This is a genomic window from Paraburkholderia terricola, assembly GCF_900142195.1.
Classification (GTDB): domain Bacteria; phylum Pseudomonadota; class Gammaproteobacteria; order Burkholderiales; family Burkholderiaceae; genus Paraburkholderia; species Paraburkholderia terricola.
In genome coordinates this window covers 34,987-54,092 of the sequence record NZ_FRAB01000024.1, presented here as the reverse complement: position 1 = coordinate 54,092, position 19,106 = coordinate 34,987, and the positions used below count along the sequence as shown (strand labels likewise).

Sequence of the window (19,106 nt, the reverse complement as noted above, 5' to 3'; positions counted from 1 at the left end):
CCGGGATGCGCGTGGCACGCATGCGCCGCAATAGAGGTGGAGGTAGTGATGAACGGCCCAGTGTCGATCGAGGTTCTCAGGCAGCATCTGATCGATCCGGAAATCTGCATTCGCTGCAATACCTGCGAAGAGACTTGCCCGGTCGATGCGATCACGCACGATGACAACAACTATGTCGTGAAGGCCGATGTGTGCAATGGCTGCATGGCATGCGTGCCGCCGTGTCCGACCGGCGCGATCGATAACTGGCGCACGGTATCGAAGGCCGATGCCTATCCGGTCGACGAGCAGTTCACGTGGGACGTCTTGCCGGAACAGAACACGATGGCGGTTCCCGCCGCCGATGAAGCGCCGGGGGATCCGGCGGCGGACGCGAGCGGCGTCGAAGTGGACACCGTGCGCGGCTCGGTGGTGCCGCCGTGGTCGGCGGCGAAGCCTTACGTGAATCTCTACACGCACAAGGCGCCGACCACCGCGACGGTGGTCGGCAACTACCGGCTCACGGACGCTTCGACCGATAGCGACATTCATCACATCGTGCTCGATTTCGGTTCGATGCCGTTTCCGGTGCTGGAAGGCCAATCGATCGGCATTCTGCCGCCGGGCGCGAGCGCCGATGGCCGAACGCATCACGCGCGCCAGTATTCGATCGCGAGTCCGCGCGACGGCGAACGGCCCGGCTATAACAACGTGTCGCTGACGGTAAAACGTGTGTCGCAACAGCACGGCGATGCGATCGACGGCGTGTGCTCGAACTATCTGTGCGATCTGAAGAAGGGCGACGTGGTCAACGTGATCGGCCCGTTCGGCGGTACGTTCCTGATGCCGAACCATCCGAACTCGCATCTGCTGATGATTTGCACGGGCACCGGTTCGGCGCCAATGCGCGCGATGACCGAGTATCGTCGGCGTCGCCGGCTGAAAGGCGCGACCGGCAAGCTGATGCTGTTCTTCGGCGCGCGCACGAAAGAAGAGTTGCCGTATTTTGGGCCGCTCACGAATCTGCCGAAGGATTTCATCGATACGAATCTGGCGTTTTCACGCACGCCGGGGCAGGCGAAGCGCTACGTGCAGGACGCGATGCGCGAGCGCGCGGTCGATGTCGCGCAGCTGCTCAAGGACGACAACACGCATATCTACGTGTGCGGGTTGAAGGGCATGGAAGAGGGCGTGCTGCAGGCGCTCAGGGAAATCGGCGAGCAGCATCGGATGGATTGGGACGCGCTGTGGGCGAAGTTGAAGCGGGAAGGGCGGTTGCATCTGGAGACGTATTGAGCGGCTTACGTTTCCACGCGAAGCGGCTCGCGCGCTTGCGAGCCCTGCGTTTTTTACCAGATGGTCACTGTGCGGTCTCCCAGTCGTCTTCTTCGATAGGCGAAGCTGACTCGTCATAACGCACAACTGAGGCGCTCTGCACCGTGGTAGGGCCGTACTTCCAGCGCTGGTTTGCCGTGATCCGTGACGATCATGCTTTCGCCGGAAGATTCGATTTGCCGAAAAAATTCCAGCGCCTTGGCTTTGAACTCGGACTTGGATACCCGCTTGTCTTGCATGACTTTTTCCATAGCCATCTGCCCGAAGGCATCATCCTAAATGAAATTCGGCGATTTCCACTACCTGTTCTAACGCGAGCCTCCAGCCTGCCCAGGCGACACCGCCCCGCACGCCCGAATCACCAACTGCACCACTTCTTCCGTCGTCGCCTCGAACGCTTTTTGCGTCAACGCGCGCTTGCCCCTGAGCGCGCGAATCTGCGCGTCGAAGTCGGCGTAATGCTGCGTGGTCGCCCAGATCATGTACATCAGCGTTTGCGCATTCACCGGCGCGAGCAGGCCGCGCGCGATCCAGTCGTCGATCACTTTCACACGGCTGTCGAGCCACGGCTTCACGCGTTGCGTGAGTATGTCGTCCATGTGCTCGGCGCCGTGAATGATCTCGCTCGCCCACACCTTCGAGCCGAGCGGCCGGCGCCGCGACAGTTCCATTTTCGCGCGTACATAGCCGCCGATCGCCTCGACCGGATCGTCGCTGCATTCGAACGTATCCGCCGCGCGATACCAATCCTCGAACAGGTCTTCCAGCACGCGCCGGTACAACGCGAGCTTGGTCGGGAAGTAGTAATGCAAGTTGGCTTTTGGTAAACCCGCACGTTCGGCGATCATCGCGGTGCTGGCGCCCTCCAGCCCGCGCTCGGCGAAAACCGCCTCGGCGCACGCCAGAAGATGCGCTTCATTCGACTCGCGAATGTGCGCCTTGCGCCGCCGCAAAGGTGCGCGCGTTTCTTCGTTTTCGGTGATGTCGGCAGCCACGTGGTCGTCTCTCATGTTCACCCGCAGCGGCATGTGTGCCGCGTCGCGCTTCATTCTAGTCGTTTGGCGGCGCGTGGACATGCGGATTCGCCACGCGCATCGAGCGCGTGCTGCGATGCAATGGCACGCTTCTCGCTCTGTTTGTCACCGCACGAAAGGCATTGATTTGGCGGTCTTAATCGTCTACAACCTGTCCAACTGGACAGGATTGAGGGAGCGGGCGATGCCCCAGGGTTTGCCCTTTCCCTAAGGGGCGAGCGAAGCGATCGAATGTGCACCGCCGCCGTGCGGCCACGCCCCAGAATTCGCCGTCAATGCACCAGTTTCATGTCGGTTCACCGAAAGGAGCGAGACGAATGAACGCGGTATCCGAAGCGCTGAAGAAGGCCCACCGAGAACCCGCTACGTCGATCAAGGTCGACGGCCATCGGCTGTGGGACAGCCTGATGACGATGGCGAAGATCGGCGCGACGCCCAAGGGCGGCGTTTGCCGTCTCGCGCTCACTGACCTCGACAAGCAGGGGCGCGATCTGATCGTCGGCTGGGCGAAGGAAGCGGGCTGCACGGTCAGTGTCGATCAGATGGGCAATGTGTTCATGCGCCGCGCCGGGCGCAACCCGGATGCGCTGCCGGTGATGACCGGCTCGCACGCGGACTCGCAGCCGACCGGCGGCCGCTTCGACGGCATCTATGGCGTGCTCGGCGGTCTCGAAGTGATTCGCAGCCTGAACGATCACGGCATCGAGACCGAGCACCCCGTCGAAGTAGTGATCTGGACCAACGAGGAAGGCTCGCGCTTCGCGCCGGCGATGGTCGCGTCGGGCGTGTTCGCCGGCGTGTTCACGTTGGAGTATGGCCTCTCGCGCAAGGACGTGGACGGCAAGACCATCGGCGAGGAACTGCAACGCATCGGCTATGCGGGCGATGTTCCGTGCGGCGGGCGCGCGTTGCATGCGGCTTTTGAACTGCATATCGAACAGGGGCCGATTCTCGAAGCCGAGCAGAAAACCATCGGCGTGGTGACGGACGCGCAAGGTCAGCGCTGGTACGAGATCACGTTGACGGGACAGGAGGCGCATGCGGGTCCGACGCCGATGCCGCGCCGTCGCGACGCATTGCTCGGCGCCGCGCGCGTGGTCGATCTGGTCAATCGCATCGGACTCGATAACGCGCCGTTCGGCTGCGCGACGGTCGGCATGATGCAAGTCCATCCGAACTCGCGCAACGTGATTCCCGGCCGCGTGTTTTTCACCGTCGACTTTCGTCATCCCGACGATGCGGTGCTCGCGAAGATGGATGCCGCGCTGCGTGAAGGCGTGGCGAAGATCGCGAGCGGCATCGGTCTCGAAACCGAACTGGAACAGATCTTTTACTACGCGCCGGTCGCGTTCGACGAAGCCTGCGTGAAATCCGTGCGCGCCGCGGCCGAACGTTTCGGCTATCCGCATCGCAACATGGTGTCCGGCGCGGGGCACGACGCCTGTTATCTGTCGCAAGTCGCGCCCACTTCGATGGTGTTCGTGCCTTGCGTCGACGGGATCAGCCATAACGAAATCGAGGACGCCACCTTCGAATGGATCGAGGCGGGCGCCAACGTGTTGTTGCACGCGATGCTCGAACGGGCGTGCGAGCCGGTTTCATAACGCTTTTTGCGGCAGCGGTTGCGTGATTCGGTTGCATCACTCGCTTCACCGTAGTGCCCATGAAACACGCCGTCCCGGCTTCGCCTGAAACGCAGCCGGCAGGTACGGCTACGTCCTCACAACGAAGAAGGAACGTGTATGGCCATCAAGCAAACCGGCGACATTGCCGCGCAGCGCCTGTCGCCCGAGCAGTTGGCGTGCGAGTTCTCCGACATCGCGCCCTTGCTCGACGCAAGCGCCGCGGCCGCGGCGGCGAGCCGCTGCCACTACTGCTACGACGCGCCATGCGTGAATGCGTGCCCGACACGGATCGACATTCCCGGCTTCATCCGCAAGATCGGCAACGGCAATCTGAAGGGCGCCGCCGTCGATATCCTGTCGGCCAATCCGATGGGCGGCATGTGCGCGCGCGTCTGCCCGACCGAGATTCTTTGCGAGGGGGCTTGCGTGCGTAACCACCAGGACGCGAAGCCGGTGGCGATCGGCGCGCTGCAACGCCATGCGACCGATTGGGCGATGGCGCGCGGCGAGGTGCTGTTCAAGCGCGCGGCGGAAACAGGGCGGCACGTCGCGGTGGTCGGCGCGGGACCGGCGGGGCTCGCGTGCGCGCATCGGCTCGCGCTCGCGGGGCATCGCGTCACCCTCTTCGACGCCCGCGAGAAAGCGGGCGGCCTCAACGAATACGGCATTGCCGCTTACAAAACCGTCGACGATTTCGCACAGCGGGAAGTGGCGTGGCTGTGTTCGGTCGGCGGCATCGAGATCGAATACGGCGTGGCGCTCGGGCGTGACGTCACGCTCGACACGCTGCGCAAGAACCATGACGCCGTGTTTCTCGCGATCGGCCTGACCGGCGTGCGCGCGCTGGCGATGGAAGGCGAAGACCTGAGCGGCGTGATGAACGCGGTGGATTTCATCGAACAGGTGCGCGACGCGAGCGACCTCGGCACGGTGCCGGTAGGCCGCCGCGTGGTCGTGATCGGCGGCGGCAATACGGCGGTGGACGCCGCCGTGCAGAGCCGCAAGCTCGGCGCGACCGCCGTGACGATGGCGTACCGGCGCGGCGTGGAAGCGATGAGCGCGACGTGGGCCGAGCGCGAGTTCGCGCAGACCAACGGCGTCACGCTCGTCACGCATGCGAGGCCGGTGCGGTTGATCGGCGAGGGCGGCGTCGTCACCGGTGTCGAATTCGAACGTACAGCGGACGAAGGCAATCAGGCGCAGGAGCGCTTCGTGGTCGAGGCCGACATGGTGCTCAAGGCGATCGGTCAAACGCTGGTTGCCGTGGGTATCGAACGGGAATTGCTGACGCTCGACGGCAGCCGCATCGCCGTCGATGCGAACGGGCAGACCTCGCTTGCAGGCGTCTGGGCGGGCGGCGATTGCGCGGCGACCGGCGGCGTGGATCTCACGGTGCAGGCGGTGCAGGACGGCAAGCTCGCCGCCGCGGCGATCGATGCGCAGTTCGCCCGCATGGCGATCAAGGCCGCCTAGCGGCGGCCGCGAAGCCACGCATCACACCAGACAAAAACAGCAGTCCCCAAGGAGCCGAACATGGCCGATCTGCGCTGTACGATTGCCGGCATCACCTCGCCGAATCCTTTCTGGCTCGCTTCCGCGCCGCCGACCGACAAAGCCTATAACGTGAACCGCGCGTTCGAAGCGGGCTGGGGCGGCGTGGTGTGGAAGACGCTCGGCCTCGACCCGCACGTCGTGAACGTCAGCTCGCGCTACGGCGCGGTGCAATGGAACGGCCAGCGCATCGCGGGCCTGAACAACATCGAACTGATCACGGACCGTCCGCTCGACGTCAATCTGCGCGAGATCGCGCAAGTCAAGCGCGACTGGCCCGAGCGCGCGATGATCGTCTCGCTGATGGTGCCGTGCAACGAACGCGACTGGAAATGGATCCTGCCGCTCGTCGAGGACACCGGCGCCGACGCGGTGGAATTGAATTTCGGTTGTCCGCATGGCATGAGCGAACGCGGCATGGGCGCGGCGGTGGGCCAGGTGCCCGAGTACATCGAGATGGTCACGCGCTGGGTCAAGGAAGGCACGAAGCTGCCGTGCCTCGTGAAGCTCACGCCGAATATCAGCGACATTCGGCTCGGTTCGCGCGCGGCGTATCAAGGCGGCGCCGACGGCGTCTCGCTGATCAATACGATCAACTCGATCGTCGCGGTCGATCTGGACGCGATGTCGCCGTTGCCGATGGTCGATGGCAAAGGCACGCACGGCGGCTACTGCGGCCCGGCGGTGAAGCCGATCGCACTGAACATGGTCGCGGAAATCGCCCGCGACGTGGAAACGCCGAATCTGCCGATCTCCGGCATCGGCGGCATTTCGACGTGGCGCGACGCCGCGGAATTCATCGTGCTGGGCGCGGGAAGCGTGCAGGTCTGCACGGCGGCGATGCACTACGGGTTTCGCATCGTCTCCGATCTGGCCGATGGCCTTTCGAACTGGATGGACGAAAAAGGCTACGCGACGCTCGACGAGATTCGCGGCCGCGCGGTGCCGAACGTCACCGACTGGAAATACCTGAACCTCAAATACGACATCAAGGCGCGCATCGATCAGGACAAGTGCATTCAGTGCGGGCTGTGCCATATCGCCTGCGAGGACACCGCGCACCAGGCGATCATGAAAGAAAAAGATGGCGTCCGGCATTTTGAAGTGATGGACTCCGAGTGCGTCGGCTGCAATCTGTGCATGCACGTATGCCCGGTGGAGCAGTGCATCACGATGGAACGCGTGGACAACGGCGAGTACGCGAACTGGACCACGCATCCGAACAATCCCACGAGGGCGACGGCGCAAGAGAGCGACACATCGAGCGCGGCTGAAACCGCCGAACACGCGCAGGCTCATGCGGCCAAGGCGGCTTGAAACACGCAGTCCCCATCGAGGAAGCGCCTGTACTGAACCTGAGTGTCCCCAAAGACCCGACGCGCCACGAGAAGCCGCGCGGGCCCCAACGATCCAGTGGAGATCTTTCGATGAAGCAGACAGCGCATCCCGTCGATCCGCAGTTCGCGGCCGGCGCGCAGGGCAGCAGTCTTTACAACGACGACCTGGCGCCCACCGGCGTCGCGCAACGCACGTGGAGGTGGTATCACTTCGCCGCGCTGTGGGTCGGCATGGTGATGAACATCGCGTCGTACATGCTCGCCGCCGGCTTGACGGAAGAGGGCATGTCGCCCTGGCAGGCGGTGTTGACCGTGCTGCTCGGCAATCTGATCGTGCTGGTGCCGATGCTGCTGATCGGTCACGCGGGCGCGAAGCACGGCATTCCGTACGCGGTGCTGGTGCGCTCGTCGTTCGGCACGCAGGGCGCGAAATTGCCGGCGATGCTGCGGGCGATCGTCGCGTGCGGCTGGTATGGGATTCAGACGTGGCTCGGCGGCAGCGCGATCTATACGCTGCTGAACATTCTCACCGGCAACGCGCTGCACGGCGCGGCATTGCCGTTTCTCGACATCTCGGCGGCGCAACTCGCGTGCTTTCTGGTGTTCTGGGCGCTGCAAATCTACTTCATCGTGCATGGCACCGATTCGATCCGCTGGCTCGAAAGCTGGTCCGCGCCGATCAAGATCGTGATGTGCATCGCGCTCGTGTGGTGGGCGACCTCGAAGGCGGGCGGGCTCGGTTCGATGTTGTCCGCGCCGTCGCAGTTCGTGCCGGGCGGCAAGAAAGAGGGCTTGTTCTGGGCGACGTTCTGGCCGGGCCTGACTGCGATGGTGGGCTTCTGGGCCACGCTCGCGCTGAATATTCCCGACTTCACGCGCTTCGCCAAAACGCAGCGCGACCAGATCATCGGCCAGTCGATCGGCTTGCCCGTGCCGATGGCCTTGCTCTCCGTGATTTCGGTGGTGGTGACGTCGGCGACCGTGGTGATCTACGGCAAGGCGATCTGGGATCCGATCGATCTGACGAGCCGCATGACCGGCATCGGCGTCGGCCTCGCGCTGATCATCCTGACGCTCGACACGATGTGCTGCAATCTCGCGGCGAATCTCGTCGGTCCGGCTTATGATTTTTCGAGCCTGTGGCCCAAGGGTATTTCGTATCGCGTCGGCGGCATGATTACCGCGACCATCGCGATCGTGATGATGCCGTGGAAGATTCTCGCCACCACCCAAGGCTATATCTTCACGTGGCTGGTCGGCTATTCGGCGTTGCTCGGTCCGGTGGCGGGCATTCTGATGGTCGACTACTTCCTGATTCGCGGCACGCGGCTGGACCCGCGAGAACTGTTCGACGAGCATGGCGAGTACAGCTATACGGGCGGCTGGAATATCGGTGCGGTGGTCGCATTGGTCATCGGCGTGCTGCCGAATTTGCCGGGCTTCCTGCACACCGCGTTTCCCGCGGCGTTTCCGAACGTGCCGGCGATCTTCAATACGCTCTACACGTATGCATGGTTTGTGGGACTCGCGCTGGCGTCGATCGTGTACAGCGCGTGGATGAAGCTGAGCAAGGGAACCAGCGCGCGCGTGGCGAGCGCATGAACAGCCGCGCGCTCGAACGAAGTACGCGGCATGAAACCAGCAATGAGGAGGCGGCAACATGACGACCCTGATTCGCGGCGGGACCATCATCGACGCGCAGAACACGTATCGCGCGGACGTGTTGTGCGCGGACCCGCAGGACGGCGGCACGATCCTGCAAATCGGCGCGGACCTGGAGGCGCCGGCGGGCGCGACGATCGTCGATGCCGGCGGGCAATACGTGATGCCCGGCGGCATCGATCCGCACACGCATATGGAACTGCCGTTCATGGGCACGACGGCGAGCGACGATTTCTACACCGGCACGGCCGCGGGTTTGTCGGGCGGCACGACGAGCATCATCGACTTCGTGATTCCGAGCCCGAAGCAACCGTTGATGGATGCGTTCAACGCGTGGCGCGGCTGGGCCGAAAAAGCCTCGGCGGACTACGGATTTCACGTCGCGGTGACGTGGTGGGACGAGTCGGTGCATCGCGACATGGGCACGCTGGTGCATGACCATGGCGTGTCGAGCTTCAAGCATTTCATGGCCTACAAGAACGCGATCATGGCCGACGACGAAGTGCTGGTGAACAGCTTCTCGCGTTCGCTCGAACTCGGCGCGCTGCCTACCGTGCATGCGGAAAACGGTGAACTGGTGTTTCAGTTGCAGCGTCAGTTGCTGGCGAAAGGCTTGACGGGACCGGAGGCGCATCCCTTGTCGCGGCCGCCCGAGGTGGAGGGCGAGGCGGCCAATCGCGCGATCCGCATCGCGCAAGTGCTGGGCGTGCCGGTGTATATCGTGCACGTGTCCGCGAAAGACGCGGTCGATGCGATTGCCCGCGCGCGCAGCGAGGGCCTGCGCGTGTTCGGCGAAGTGCTGCCGGGCCACCTGGTGATCGACGAGGCCGTGTATCGCGATCCCGACTGGACCCGCGCCGCCGCGCACGTGATGAGCCCGCCGTTCCGCTCGGCCGAGCATCGCGAGGCATTGTGGCGCGGTCTGCAAGCCGGCCAGTTGCATACCACGGCGACCGATCACTGCGTGTTCTGCGCGTCGCAGAAGGCAATGGGCCGCGAGGACTTCACGAAGATCCCGAACGGTTGCGGCGGCGTGGAGGATCGCATGGCCGTGCTGTGGCATCACGGTGTGAATTCAGGACGTCTCACGCCGAATGAATTCGTGCGCATCACGTCGACGAACGCCGCGCAGATTTTCAACCTGTATCCGCGCAAGGGCGCCGTGCAGGTCGGCGCGGACGCCGACCTCGTGGTGTGGGACCCGAATGCGAGCAAGACGATCTCGGTCAAGACGCATCATCAGAACGTCGACTTCAACGTATTCGAAGGCATGACGGTGCAGGGCGTGGCGATGCATACGCTCACGCGCGGCGCGCTCGCGTGGACCGACGGCGAACTGCGCGCGGTGCGCGGCGCGGGGCGCTACCTGAAGCGTCCGCCGAACCCGGCGTATTTCGAGGCGATCCGCGTGGCCAACAAGTTGAAGGAACCGCATCGCGTGGAGCGCTAGATCCTTGCCCATCGCACGACGGGCGGCCTTCGGCGCCGCCCGTTTCTCAATGCCGCGCGTTCGCCGCGGCAGCACCTCGCCCGCGTTTTCCCCGATGGCGCGCGGCATGCGTTCCATGTTGCGATGCATGCCGCGTCCGCCCTATCTGCTGTAGAGTGGAATTCCATGTCGCACCGGAGGCCGCCGCTGTCCGCTTAGCACGTGTGCGCATATTGATCGCAAACCTGATCCTTTGTAAAAAGGCGGACCGTTTGCTACAGTCCGCCCACTCCGCCCGGCGCGACCCAGGCGGGGATCTGTCGAACAAGACCATGCAACCGACGTAGCAAACTTTACGGAGCCAACTGATGAAGTCGATTCGTTCCATCCTGCTGATCGCGCTGTTTCAAGCGGTGGCCGTGAGCTCCGCGTTCGCCGCCGATGAACTCGCGCGGATCAAATCCGCCGGCGTGTTCAAGATCGGCACTGAAGGCACCTATGCGCCGTTCACGTATCACGACGAATCGGGCAACCTGACCGGCTTCGACGTGGAGATCGGCACGGCGATCGCGCAGCGCCTCGGCGTCAAGCCGCAATTCGTCGAAGGCAAATGGGACGGCCTGATCGCCGGCCTCGATGTGAACCGCTACGACGCCGTGATCAACGAAGTGGCCGTCACCGAGGCGCGCAAGGCCAAATACGATTTCTCCGACCCGTACATCACGTCGCACGCGGCGCTGATCGTGCGTTCCGACAACAGCGCGATCAAGAATTTCGACGACCTCAAAGGCAAGAAATCCGCCAACACGCTGACCAGCAACTTCGGCAAGATCGCGGCGGCGCATGGCGCGGAAGTGATTCCCGTGCAGGGCTTCAACGAATCGATCGACCTGCTGACCTCGGGCCGCGTGGATGCGACCGTCAACGATTCGCTGTCGTTCCTCGACTTCAAGAAGCACAAGCCGGATGCGAAGGTGAAGATCGCCGCGCTCGATACCTCGCCGGATAGCAGCGACAAATCCGCGGTGCTGATCCGCAAGGGCAACCCGGAGTTGCAGGCGGCGATCAACAAGGCGCTCGCCGAGATCAAGAAAGACGGCACCTACGCGAAACTCTCGCAGAAGTATTTCGGCAAGGACGTCTCCCAATAAACACCACCTGCGAGTCTGAATCATGCCGGCATGGTTGGATCTGATGGCGCACTCGCTGAGGCCCCTGCTGTACGCGGGGCTTGTCTTTACCGTGCCGCTCACGCTGGCATCGTTCGGCATCGGCCTCGCGCTCGCGTTCGTCGTCGCGCTGGTCCGGCTGTTCGGGCCGAAGTGGGCGATCGCGATCGTGCGCTTTTACGTGTGGCTCTTTCGGGGCTCGCCGCTGCTCGTGCAACTGTTCGTGATCTTCTACGGCTTGCCGAACGTGGGCATCGTGCTCGACCCGTTGACGGCGGCGATCATCGGCTTTTCGCTGAACGTCGGCGCGTATAACTCCGAAGTGATACGCGGGGTGATCGAGTCGATTCCGAAAGGGCAGTGGGAGGCGGCGTATTCGATGGGGATGACGCGCGAGCAGGCGCTGCGTCGCGCGATCCTGCCGCAAGCGGCGCGCGTGGCGCTGCCGCCGCTGTCCAATTCGTTTATCGCGCTGGTGAAGGACACGTCATTGGCCGCGGTGCTGACCGTGCCCGAGGTGTTTCAGGCCGCGCAGCGGATCGCTTCGGTGACTTACGAGCCGCTGATTCTTTATACCGAGGCCGCGCTGGTTTATCTGGTCTTCAGTTCGGTGCTGTCGTCGGCGCAAGTCAAACTCGAGCGCAAGTTCGGCCGCCATGCACTTTTTCAGGCGGGCAACTGATGATCCGACTGGAGAAAATCGACAAGTACTTCGCCGAACATCGCGTGCTCAGTTCGGTGGATCTTCAACTCGCGTCGGGTAACGTCACCGCGTTGATCGGCCCGTCGGGCAGCGGCAAGAGTACCTTGCTGCGCTGCGTGAACCTGCTCGAAATTCCCGAGGCCGGTTCGCTCGAACTCGGCGATCAACGGCTCGAATTCAGCCGTGAGCGCAAACCCTCGCGCGAAACGGTGCTGACGATTCGCCGCCGTACGGGCATGGTGTTTCAGAACTTCCAACTGTTTCCGCATCTGACGGTGCGCCAGAACGTGATGGAAGGGCTCTTGACCGTGCTGAAGTGGGACAAGGAAAAAGCGCGTGCACGCGCGGACGAGTTGCTGGAAAAAGTCGGCATCGCGCACAAGGCGGATGTCTGGCCGGCGACGCTGTCGGGCGGGCAGCAGCAGCGCGTGGCGATTGCGCGGGCGTTGGCGCCGTCGCCGGAAGTGCTGTTGTGCGACGAGCCCACGTCGGCGCTCGATCCGGGTCTCGCGGCCGAGGTCGTCGAAGTGCTCAAGCAACTCGCCGCCGAGGGCATGACGATGTTGATGGCGACGCACGACTTGCGGCTCGCCGCGACGATCGCGCGCGACGTGGTGTTTCTGAATAACGGCGTGGTGGTGGAGGCCGGCCCGTCGCGCGATATTTTCATGCAACCGCGCGAGCCGGAAACCGCGCGTTTCGTATCGACGCTGACGCACAGCTTGCCGGACGCATGGACCGAATAAGAGTGGACGTGAAGCGATAGACCTGAGAGAAAACTGTGAGAAAAACAATTCGCCCGGCAAGCCGTGAAGCTTGCCGGGCGAATTTTTTAACGTCGAGGAAAGGGCGTCAATCAGCCGTTACGGTTTCGTCGTTCATCGCGGCTTCAAAGAACTGCGCTTGCGCGGCGCCGTTCGCTCGCGCGTAGGCACGATTCACACCGCTGATCACGGCTCGAATGGACGCGGTCACCAGATTCGCGTCGATGCCGACGCCGAACGCGCTGCCCGCAATGTCGTTGCCGGCCATTTCGGCAATCGCAATCGCCCTGGCGTCGGCGCCTTGAGTCAGCGCGCGCTCTTCGTAATGCTGGATTCGCACCGGCACGCCCATCGCGTGCATCAATGCGTCGAGCGGACCGTTGCCCGCGCCGTTCAGTACGCGCCGCTGGCCGTTCACGTCGACGGTCAGCGTGATTCGCGCGCCATTGCCCTGTTCGGACAGGCTATGTCCGACATAGCGCACGGGCGCATGGCTCTCGACGTACTCCTGCTGGAACAAGGCCCAGATTTGCGAAGGCGTGACTTCTTGCCCGCTGTCGTCGGAAAACCGCTGCACCGCCGAGCTGAAATCCACCTGCAAGCGGCGCGGCAACACCACGCCGTAACCCTGTTCGAGCAGGTACGCAATGCCGCCCTTGCCCGACTGGCTATTGACTCGAATCACCGAATCGTAAGTGCGGCCGAGATCGCTCGGATCGATCGGCATATAGGGCACTTCCCAGACCGCGTCCGGTTTCTGCACGGCAAGGCCCTTCTTGATCGCGTCCTGATGCGAGCCCGAGAAAGCGGTGAACACCAGATCGCCGACATACGGATGCCGCGGATGCACCGGCAACTGCGTGCATTCCTCGGCCGTGCGCGCGACTTCGTTGATGTTCGAGAAGTCGAGTCCCGGATCGACGCCTTGCGTGTACAGATTCAACGCGAGCGTGACGAGGTCGACGTTGCCGGTGCGTTCGCCGTTGCCGAACAAGCAGCCTTCGATTCGATCCGCGCCCGCCATGACGGCGAGTTCGGCGGCCGCCACCGCGGTGCCGCGGTCGTTGTGCGGATGCACCGATACGATCAACGCATCGCGGCGCGCGAGATTGCGATGCATCCACTCGATCTGATCGGCGTAGACGTTCGGCGTCGACATTTCGACGGTGGCGGGGAGATTGACGATCGCCTTGTGTTCCGGCGTCGGTTGCCAGATGTCGAACACGGCGTCGCATACTTCCTTCGCGAATTCGAGTTCGGTGCCGCTGAACACTTCCGGGCTGTATTGCAGCGTGAAGTGCGTTTCCGGAGCGGCGTCGGCGAGACGCTTCATGGTGCGCGCGGCGTTTTGCGCGAGTTCCTTCACGCCGCTCTGGTCGAGGCCGAATACGATCCGGCGGAATTCCGGCGCCGTGGCGTTGTACAGATGGACGATCGCGCGCGGCGCGCCGCGCAAGGATTCGAAGGTGCGCTCGATGAGGTCGTCGCGGGCTTGCGTCAACACTTCAATGGTGACGTCGTCGGGAATGTGGCCGCCTTCGATCAGCTCGCGCACGAAATTGAAATCGGTTTGCGAAGCGGATGGAAACGCGACTTCGATTTCCTTGAAGCCGATCTGTACCAACGTCTTGAACATGCGCATCTTGCGCTCGGCGTTCATCGGCTCGAACAAGGCCTGATTGCCGTCGCGCAGATCGGTGCTCATCCAGATCGGCGCACGCGTGATGCTGCGCGACGGCCACTGACGGTCCGTCAAATCGATCGGCTTGAACGCGTGGTATTTGCTAGCGGGGGTTTTCAACATTTTCATCATCCGTGGGTTCGACAAGCGGGTGGTCGACCGGACGACGAAAAGACAAAGCATGCCGCCGGTCGGAAACCGGGGCTGGGTCAGTTACTGGGGAATCAAGCGGTGCTTCGGTGTATCAGATGGAAGCGCGCAGCAGCAGACCTAGCCCGGTAGAGCGGGCTAGTAGTAGCGAGGAGGTGGTCTGGGCGCGGTACATAGGGCGCAATGGGAACATATTATTGGGACGACGTCAAGCGCCGTGTGCTCGCCGTCTGCTCGATCAACGCGCCGGTTTGCAGTCGATCTGTAAGCTACAATTGCCGACGGTTTGAAAAACGGAACATCAATGAAGATTCGGATTCTCTCCCTCGCTTGCGTCATGACCGCTGCCGCGCTGCTGGCGGCCTGCACTGCCGTCTACAAGAACTCGGACGCATGCGAGCAGTTGATGCGAAGCAAGCTGGCCGAGAAGTCGCCGGATACGCTGAAAATCGCCAATCGGGGCGTTGGCATCGACGGCTCGCGGGTGGTGGTGGAAGGCTCGATCGAGCACGTTCCGACGGCTTCGGAAGTGGCCGCCGTGGCTGCTTCATCCGTGGGTGCGGTTTCCGCGGCATCGGCGGTGCACGCTGGCGGCGCATCCGGCGTATCAGGTGCTGACGCGTTGCCGCTCAAACCCGCCAAGCCGAAAAAGGTCGTGCAGCCGGCGGCTGCGGAATGCACGTTCCACGGTTCGACGTTGAATGCGTTCAACTGGCTCGCGCCGGCCAGGCTGGCCGCGCCGGCCGATGAAAACCACGGCGAAGCCGCGCAGTAACGTTTTTCGCCGCGCTCGCCGCGCAAGCGAGCGCTCAGCCAGGAAGTGCATCGAGCACATCGTGCCGCGCCCCCTTGCACGGCATGATCTCGACTAGCGCGAGCCGAACCTCAAGCCATCGCCTCGGCGCGGTGGCTTTTGCTTTTGGTTTCGCGCATCAGCTTCAGCACGCTTTCGCCGAATGCCTGCGGCCGTCCTTCGAAGCAACGCTGCACGGCGCGCGTGTCGAGCAGCCGCTGGCGCAGTGCGATGCGTTCATCATGCCGGTCGATCATCCGCAGCGCCGCGGTGATGTAATCCTCGACGCTGTCGGTCGTGGCCCACGAGGGCATGCCGGTGCGCTCGAAGAGCGCGCCGTCGATTCGTTCGAACACTTCCGGACCACGTTTGCACACGCCGGGCAAACCGAGCGTGAGCGCGTCGACAATGCCGTTGGTATTGCCGAACGGAAAGGGGCTGAGAAACAGATCGGATTGGTTGACGCGTGTCAGATAGTCCGCGTAATCATGAAAGCCGTGCACGACGGCGCGCGGCAGCACGCGGCCGATCACGTCGCGCATCCGGTCGAGCTGCAGGCCGGACGGCACGCCGCTCATGAAATGAAACTCGACCGGCGTGGCGGCGCGTTCGCCGATCTCACGGCATGTATCGAGAAAGACGGGGTTGAGCTTCATCGCGCTTGCCGTGACGATCACCTCGACCGTCTCGCGGCGCGGCGGAATTTGCGCGACGATGTCCGGCAGCGACACCGACGGACGGTACGGCTGGCCGTCTTTCGGCAGCATCATCAGGCGTTCGCTGAAGCAGGCCGGGTCGCCCACGTAGTCTTCCTCGACGCTGACGTAGTCGATCTTGTCGGAATGCGTGGTGGCCGGGTGGCCGAGTCCGGCGATCTGCAACGGCGCAACCCTCAGGTTCGACATGAACACGGTCAGCACGAACATGCCCACGCTCGGCATGTACAGCACGTCCGGCTTCTCGGCCTCGGCGAAGTCGCGGATCGTGCGCAGGCATTCGCCGATGTAGTCCGGGTCCTCGAGTTCGATGAAGCGGTCGAAAACGGCCCGCCCGATGTCGTCGACAGCGTAGCCCAAGCCGAAGCCCACCACCTCGAAATGCTCGCGCGCGGCCTCGATCGTGCGCGAGTGTGTGCGGTAGATCGAATGAGCGCCGCCGAACCATTCCAGCACGACGATCATCAGCGGTTTCTTGCCGCGCCGCGCGCCGCTCTTCGCGGGCCACGGCTTCGGCGCCTGAAGATCGGTGAGACCCAACTGGTCGAGCTTGCGGCGCACCAGCACGTTGATGTCGCGCTTGAGCTCATGACGACGCGGCGTATTCGCGTAGCTGCAGAACATGTATGCGTTGTGCAGCAAGGCCGTGGGCAGGTCGTCGAGGTCGTCGATCTGCCGCAGCTTGCCGGGCAGCCATTCGATCAATGCTTCACGCTTGATGTGCGCGCTCGATGAGCCCTTGAAGTTTGGCGCCAGCAGGACAAGGGCGAGACTCGCGGCGAGCTTTTTGTCGTACGCCCACAGCGCGCCGAAGTTCAGTTCCAGTTCGGAGTCGGCCGAATAAAGCACGCATAGCTTTTCGATGAACGTGTCGCCGGCGAAAAATTCCGGGTTGTCCGGGCCGCGCGGATTCAGGTGACAGGTCACGTGGTCGGCGGTGCCGAACGCCGTGGCCGAGAACACGACGCCGACCCATTCATGAAGCGTGAGAAACAATCTGAAGCAGTCGTTCGGCAGTTTGAAGCCGGGGTCCGCGAACAACGTCGACGTCGCGCTCGCCAGGCGGGTGCAGAAGCGCACGCGCTGCTCGGCGGGAGAGAGGTCGGCGATGCCCGAGGCGAGAAAACTTTCGTCCAGCTTGCCGCGCTTGTGCTGAAGGAGCGCGAGCGCGGAAAGTAGCTGCAGCGAGGCTTTCACATGCTGCCGTGTGTAGACGAGCTGCTCGAAATGATCGAGCGAAAAAGTGGCTTCTTCCATCGTTTAACTATTCTAGGATATGTATGACTAATCATCTTGGAAAGATGGCGGGTCGCGGGTTTGGATTATGCCGGCCGATAATTGCCACATTTGATCGATGTCCGAATTAGGGAATTTTCCGCGTAAAAAGAAGCCCGCTTTAGAAGGCGTAGTACGGACCCGGCCCGGCCGATGTCGCACGCGATGCGATCGCGGTGTAGACGCGCCGTCCGAAAAAGAACGGCAGGCCCCAGCCGAAGCCGCTGCTGGCGATGCCCGCGAGATTGTTGAAGGCGTTGTTCGACGACGCGAACAATGCGCTCGAGTTGCCGATTGAGAACGACGTGGGAGTCGCGGCGCCATTCGTGCCGATAATCGAGGCGCTCGCGGTTTGCGTCGAGCTTGGGCAGTACCAGTAGCCGCACTGCGGCAACTGCGTATTGCGAAAAAAGAGACCGTTGGAGCCGCTGTCGATATAGCTTTGCGAGTAACTCTGGCCGCCGCTCGTGGTGACCACGTAGCCCGTCTGCGAATTCGCCTTGACGACGCTCGCGCTGCCGAGCGTGTTGTTCGCCTGGGTGCCGATGCCGAAGATCATCGAGCCGGACACGGTGGGCGCGCCTGCGTCGGGTATCGCCGGCAGATCGATCACCACGCCGTTGTTGTCGAGCGCGAAGCGGCTGACCGGATTGGTCACTTGCCGCACGAGGGCCTGGGCGCTCGCGAGGCACGCGCCGCTCGCGTCGCAACTGTAATACCAGCGGGGCAACGCGCTACTGACGCAGCCGCCGCCGCAGTCGGTGGCGAACAGGCCTACGCCGAGAATGCCGTTGGAGCGCAGGCCGTCGACGGTCATCATCGCCCGGCCCGAGCCCGTGCAGTCGGTCGGCACGGTGGGCAGCGCCGGATCGGCGATCAACTGAAGCGGAATCGACTCCGCCAGTTGGCCGGCCATGCGCACGTCCGCGCTGCGCACCGCACCCCACGTGTACCCGCCGCCGAACACCGCGCACTCGCCCGCGATCCCGTTGCCCGAAGGCACCACCGGGAGCGACAGTGTCGCCGGCAACGCCGAGGCGAGAATCCGCAGGCCATGCGAGCCGGTGTCGACCTGAATGTTGTCGATGATCGCGCAATTGCCGGTGCCGGGCCGGCAGACGGTGACGCTCGTCGTCAGCATGTTGCGCGTGAGAAGCGGCGCGGTGGTGACCATGATCGGGTGGACATTCGGCACGTTCGACTGCGGCACGGACGTGCCCGCATCGGAAGCCGGAGACGGCGCCGCGCCGCCCGGCGCGCTGGCGGCGCCGGGGCTGCTGGCCGGGGCGGCGGAGGCTGACGGACTGCCGCCGTCCCCGCCCCCGCCGCAACCGGCGAGTGCGATGCAGACGAGGAGCAGGGCGCTGACGTGAGAGAAGGTCTTCATGGCGTGGTGGCGATCGATCGTCGAGGCGGTTTTCGGATGGTTTGTGTGCTTCAGCGGATGTCGTCGGCGACGACGCCGGGCGGCAAGGCCGCCGGCAGCCATGCGCGTCCCACGTAGCCGCGCATCGGGCCGCCCGATTCGACGATCACGTCCGCCCGCACCACCCGCGAGGCGTGCAGATTGCCGTCGGGCGGCAGCGCGGCGGCGCCGTTCAGGTAGGAGTCGGCGTACTTGCCGAGCAGCGCGCGCAGATTCGGCATGGTTGGACCTTCCCACGCGTAGGCGATGATCTGGCCGGTGTTCGTCGCGTATTCGTTGATGGTGGTATTGCCGGCGTCGGTCGATGTGCGAAGGCGCAGCGCGCCGTTCAGCAATGTTTTCGGCGCTGCTCCGGTCGAATTCGCGGCGAGGGGCATCGCGCCGCCTAGTTGGGCCTGCGCATCGGCACTGGCGCACAACACGATGAACGCCATCGCCAAAGCGGTGAAGGTCGGGGAAAAACGGGGATTTCGCATG

Annotated in this window: 16 protein-coding genes; 10 read left to right on the top strand and 6 right to left on the bottom strand. The window is 63.6% G+C overall.

The annotated features are described in order from the left end of the window. Positions 1 to 48 precede the first annotated feature (48 nt). Complete coding sequence (gene boxA / locus BUE39_RS20335; RefSeq protein WP_073430529.1) at positions 49 to 1,275, top strand: benzoyl-CoA 2,3-epoxidase subunit BoxA; 1,227 nt, start codon at positions 49 to 51, stop codon at positions 1,273 to 1,275. A gap of 113 nt (positions 1,276 to 1,388) precedes the next feature. On the opposite strand, the gene BUE39_RS20330 is transcribed toward boxA, so the two are convergent. Together BUE39_RS20330 and BUE39_RS20325 are read right to left on the bottom strand one after the other, a co-directional pair. Further along, positions 1,389 to 1,553, bottom strand: a complete 165-nt coding sequence (locus tag BUE39_RS20330) for a type II toxin-antitoxin system Phd/YefM family antitoxin (protein WP_143031958.1) — start codon at positions 1,551 to 1,553, stop codon at positions 1,389 to 1,391. Positions 1,554 to 1,622: 69 nt separating this feature from the next. Further along, positions 1,623 to 2,363, bottom strand: coding sequence for a TetR/AcrR family transcriptional regulator (locus tag BUE39_RS20325; RefSeq protein ID WP_073430528.1), 741 nt, complete (start codon positions 2,361 to 2,363; stop codon positions 1,623 to 1,625). A 302-nt stretch (positions 2,364 to 2,665) separates the two neighbouring features. On the opposite strand from BUE39_RS20325, the gene BUE39_RS20320 reads away from it, so the two are divergent. The 8 genes from BUE39_RS20320 to BUE39_RS20285 all read left to right on the top strand — a co-directional run bounded on the left by BUE39_RS20320 (position 2,666) and on the right by BUE39_RS20285 (position 12,570). After that, entirely contained in the window at positions 2,666 to 3,952 is a 1,287-nt protein-coding gene (locus BUE39_RS20320; RefSeq protein WP_073430527.1) for a Zn-dependent hydrolase, read from the top strand. Between the two features lie 138 nt (positions 3,953 to 4,090). Next, the gene (locus BUE39_RS20315) at positions 4,091 to 5,446 is read left to right on the top strand and encodes an NAD(P)-dependent oxidoreductase (RefSeq protein WP_073430526.1); all 1,356 of its coding nucleotides are present in this window, start codon (positions 4,091 to 4,093) and stop codon (positions 5,444 to 5,446) included. Between the two features lie 60 nt (positions 5,447 to 5,506). Next, positions 5,507 to 6,841 carry an NAD-dependent dihydropyrimidine dehydrogenase subunit PreA gene (gene preA / locus BUE39_RS20310; RefSeq protein WP_073430525.1) on the top strand — a complete coding sequence of 445 codons (1,335 nt, stop codon included), beginning with the start codon at positions 5,507 to 5,509 and terminating at the stop codon, positions 6,839 to 6,841. Positions 6,842 to 6,951: 110 nt separating this feature from the next. Continuing rightward, positions 6,952 to 8,463, top strand: a complete 1,512-nt coding sequence (locus BUE39_RS20305) for an NCS1 family nucleobase:cation symporter-1 (protein ID WP_073430524.1) — start codon at positions 6,952 to 6,954, stop codon at positions 8,461 to 8,463. Between the two features lie 58 nt (positions 8,464 to 8,521). Then, complete coding sequence (hydA, locus tag BUE39_RS20300) at positions 8,522 to 9,973, top strand: dihydropyrimidinase (protein WP_073430523.1); 1,452 nt, start codon at positions 8,522 to 8,524, stop codon at positions 9,971 to 9,973. A gap of 347 nt (positions 9,974 to 10,320) precedes the next feature. After that, complete coding sequence (locus BUE39_RS20295) at positions 10,321 to 11,103, top strand: amino acid ABC transporter substrate-binding protein (RefSeq protein ID WP_073430522.1); 783 nt, start codon at positions 10,321 to 10,323, stop codon at positions 11,101 to 11,103. Positions 11,104 to 11,125: 22 nt separating this feature from the next. Next, positions 11,126 to 11,803 carry an amino acid ABC transporter permease gene (locus BUE39_RS20290; RefSeq protein WP_073430521.1) on the top strand — a complete coding sequence of 226 codons (678 nt, stop codon included), beginning with the start codon at positions 11,126 to 11,128 and terminating at the stop codon, positions 11,801 to 11,803. Then, positions 11,803 to 12,570, top strand: a complete 768-nt coding sequence (locus BUE39_RS20285) for an amino acid ABC transporter ATP-binding protein (RefSeq protein ID WP_073430520.1) — start codon at positions 11,803 to 11,805, stop codon at positions 12,568 to 12,570. The genes BUE39_RS20290 and BUE39_RS20285 overlap by 1 nt, the downstream gene beginning before the upstream one ends. A 106-nt stretch (positions 12,571 to 12,676) precedes the next feature. Here the strand turns inward: BUE39_RS20285 and leuA are convergent, their stop codons facing one another. Then, the gene (gene leuA, locus BUE39_RS20280) at positions 12,677 to 14,392 is read right to left on the bottom strand and encodes a 2-isopropylmalate synthase (RefSeq protein ID WP_073430562.1); all 1,716 of its coding nucleotides are present in this window, start codon (positions 14,390 to 14,392) and stop codon (positions 12,677 to 12,679) included. A gap of 331 nt (positions 14,393 to 14,723) precedes the next feature. On the opposite strand from leuA, the gene BUE39_RS20275 reads away from it, so the two are divergent. Next, positions 14,724 to 15,194: a hypothetical protein gene (locus BUE39_RS20275; RefSeq protein WP_073430519.1), complete on the top strand. Its 471-nt coding sequence runs from the start codon at positions 14,724 to 14,726 to the stop codon at positions 15,192 to 15,194. A 110-nt stretch (positions 15,195 to 15,304) separates the two neighbouring features. On the opposite strand, the gene BUE39_RS20270 is transcribed toward BUE39_RS20275, so the two are convergent. The 3 genes from BUE39_RS20270 to BUE39_RS20260 form a co-directional block, all read right to left on the bottom strand. Then, on the bottom strand, positions 15,305 to 17,185 hold the full coding sequence (locus BUE39_RS20270; protein ID WP_073430518.1) for a glycosyl transferase family 1: 1,881 nt from the start codon (positions 17,183 to 17,185) through the stop codon (positions 15,305 to 15,307). A 139-nt stretch (positions 17,186 to 17,324) separates the two neighbouring features. Continuing rightward, a complete protein-coding gene (locus BUE39_RS20265) occupies positions 17,325 to 18,590 on the bottom strand; it encodes a DUF3443 domain-containing protein (protein ID WP_073430517.1) in 1,266 nt (421 codons plus the stop codon). Positions 18,591 to 18,640: 50 nt separating this feature from the next. Further along, positions 18,641 to 19,105, bottom strand: coding sequence for a DUF2844 domain-containing protein (locus BUE39_RS20260; protein WP_073430516.1), 465 nt, complete (start codon positions 19,103 to 19,105; stop codon positions 18,641 to 18,643). Between the last annotated feature and the right edge of the window lies 1 nt (position 19,106).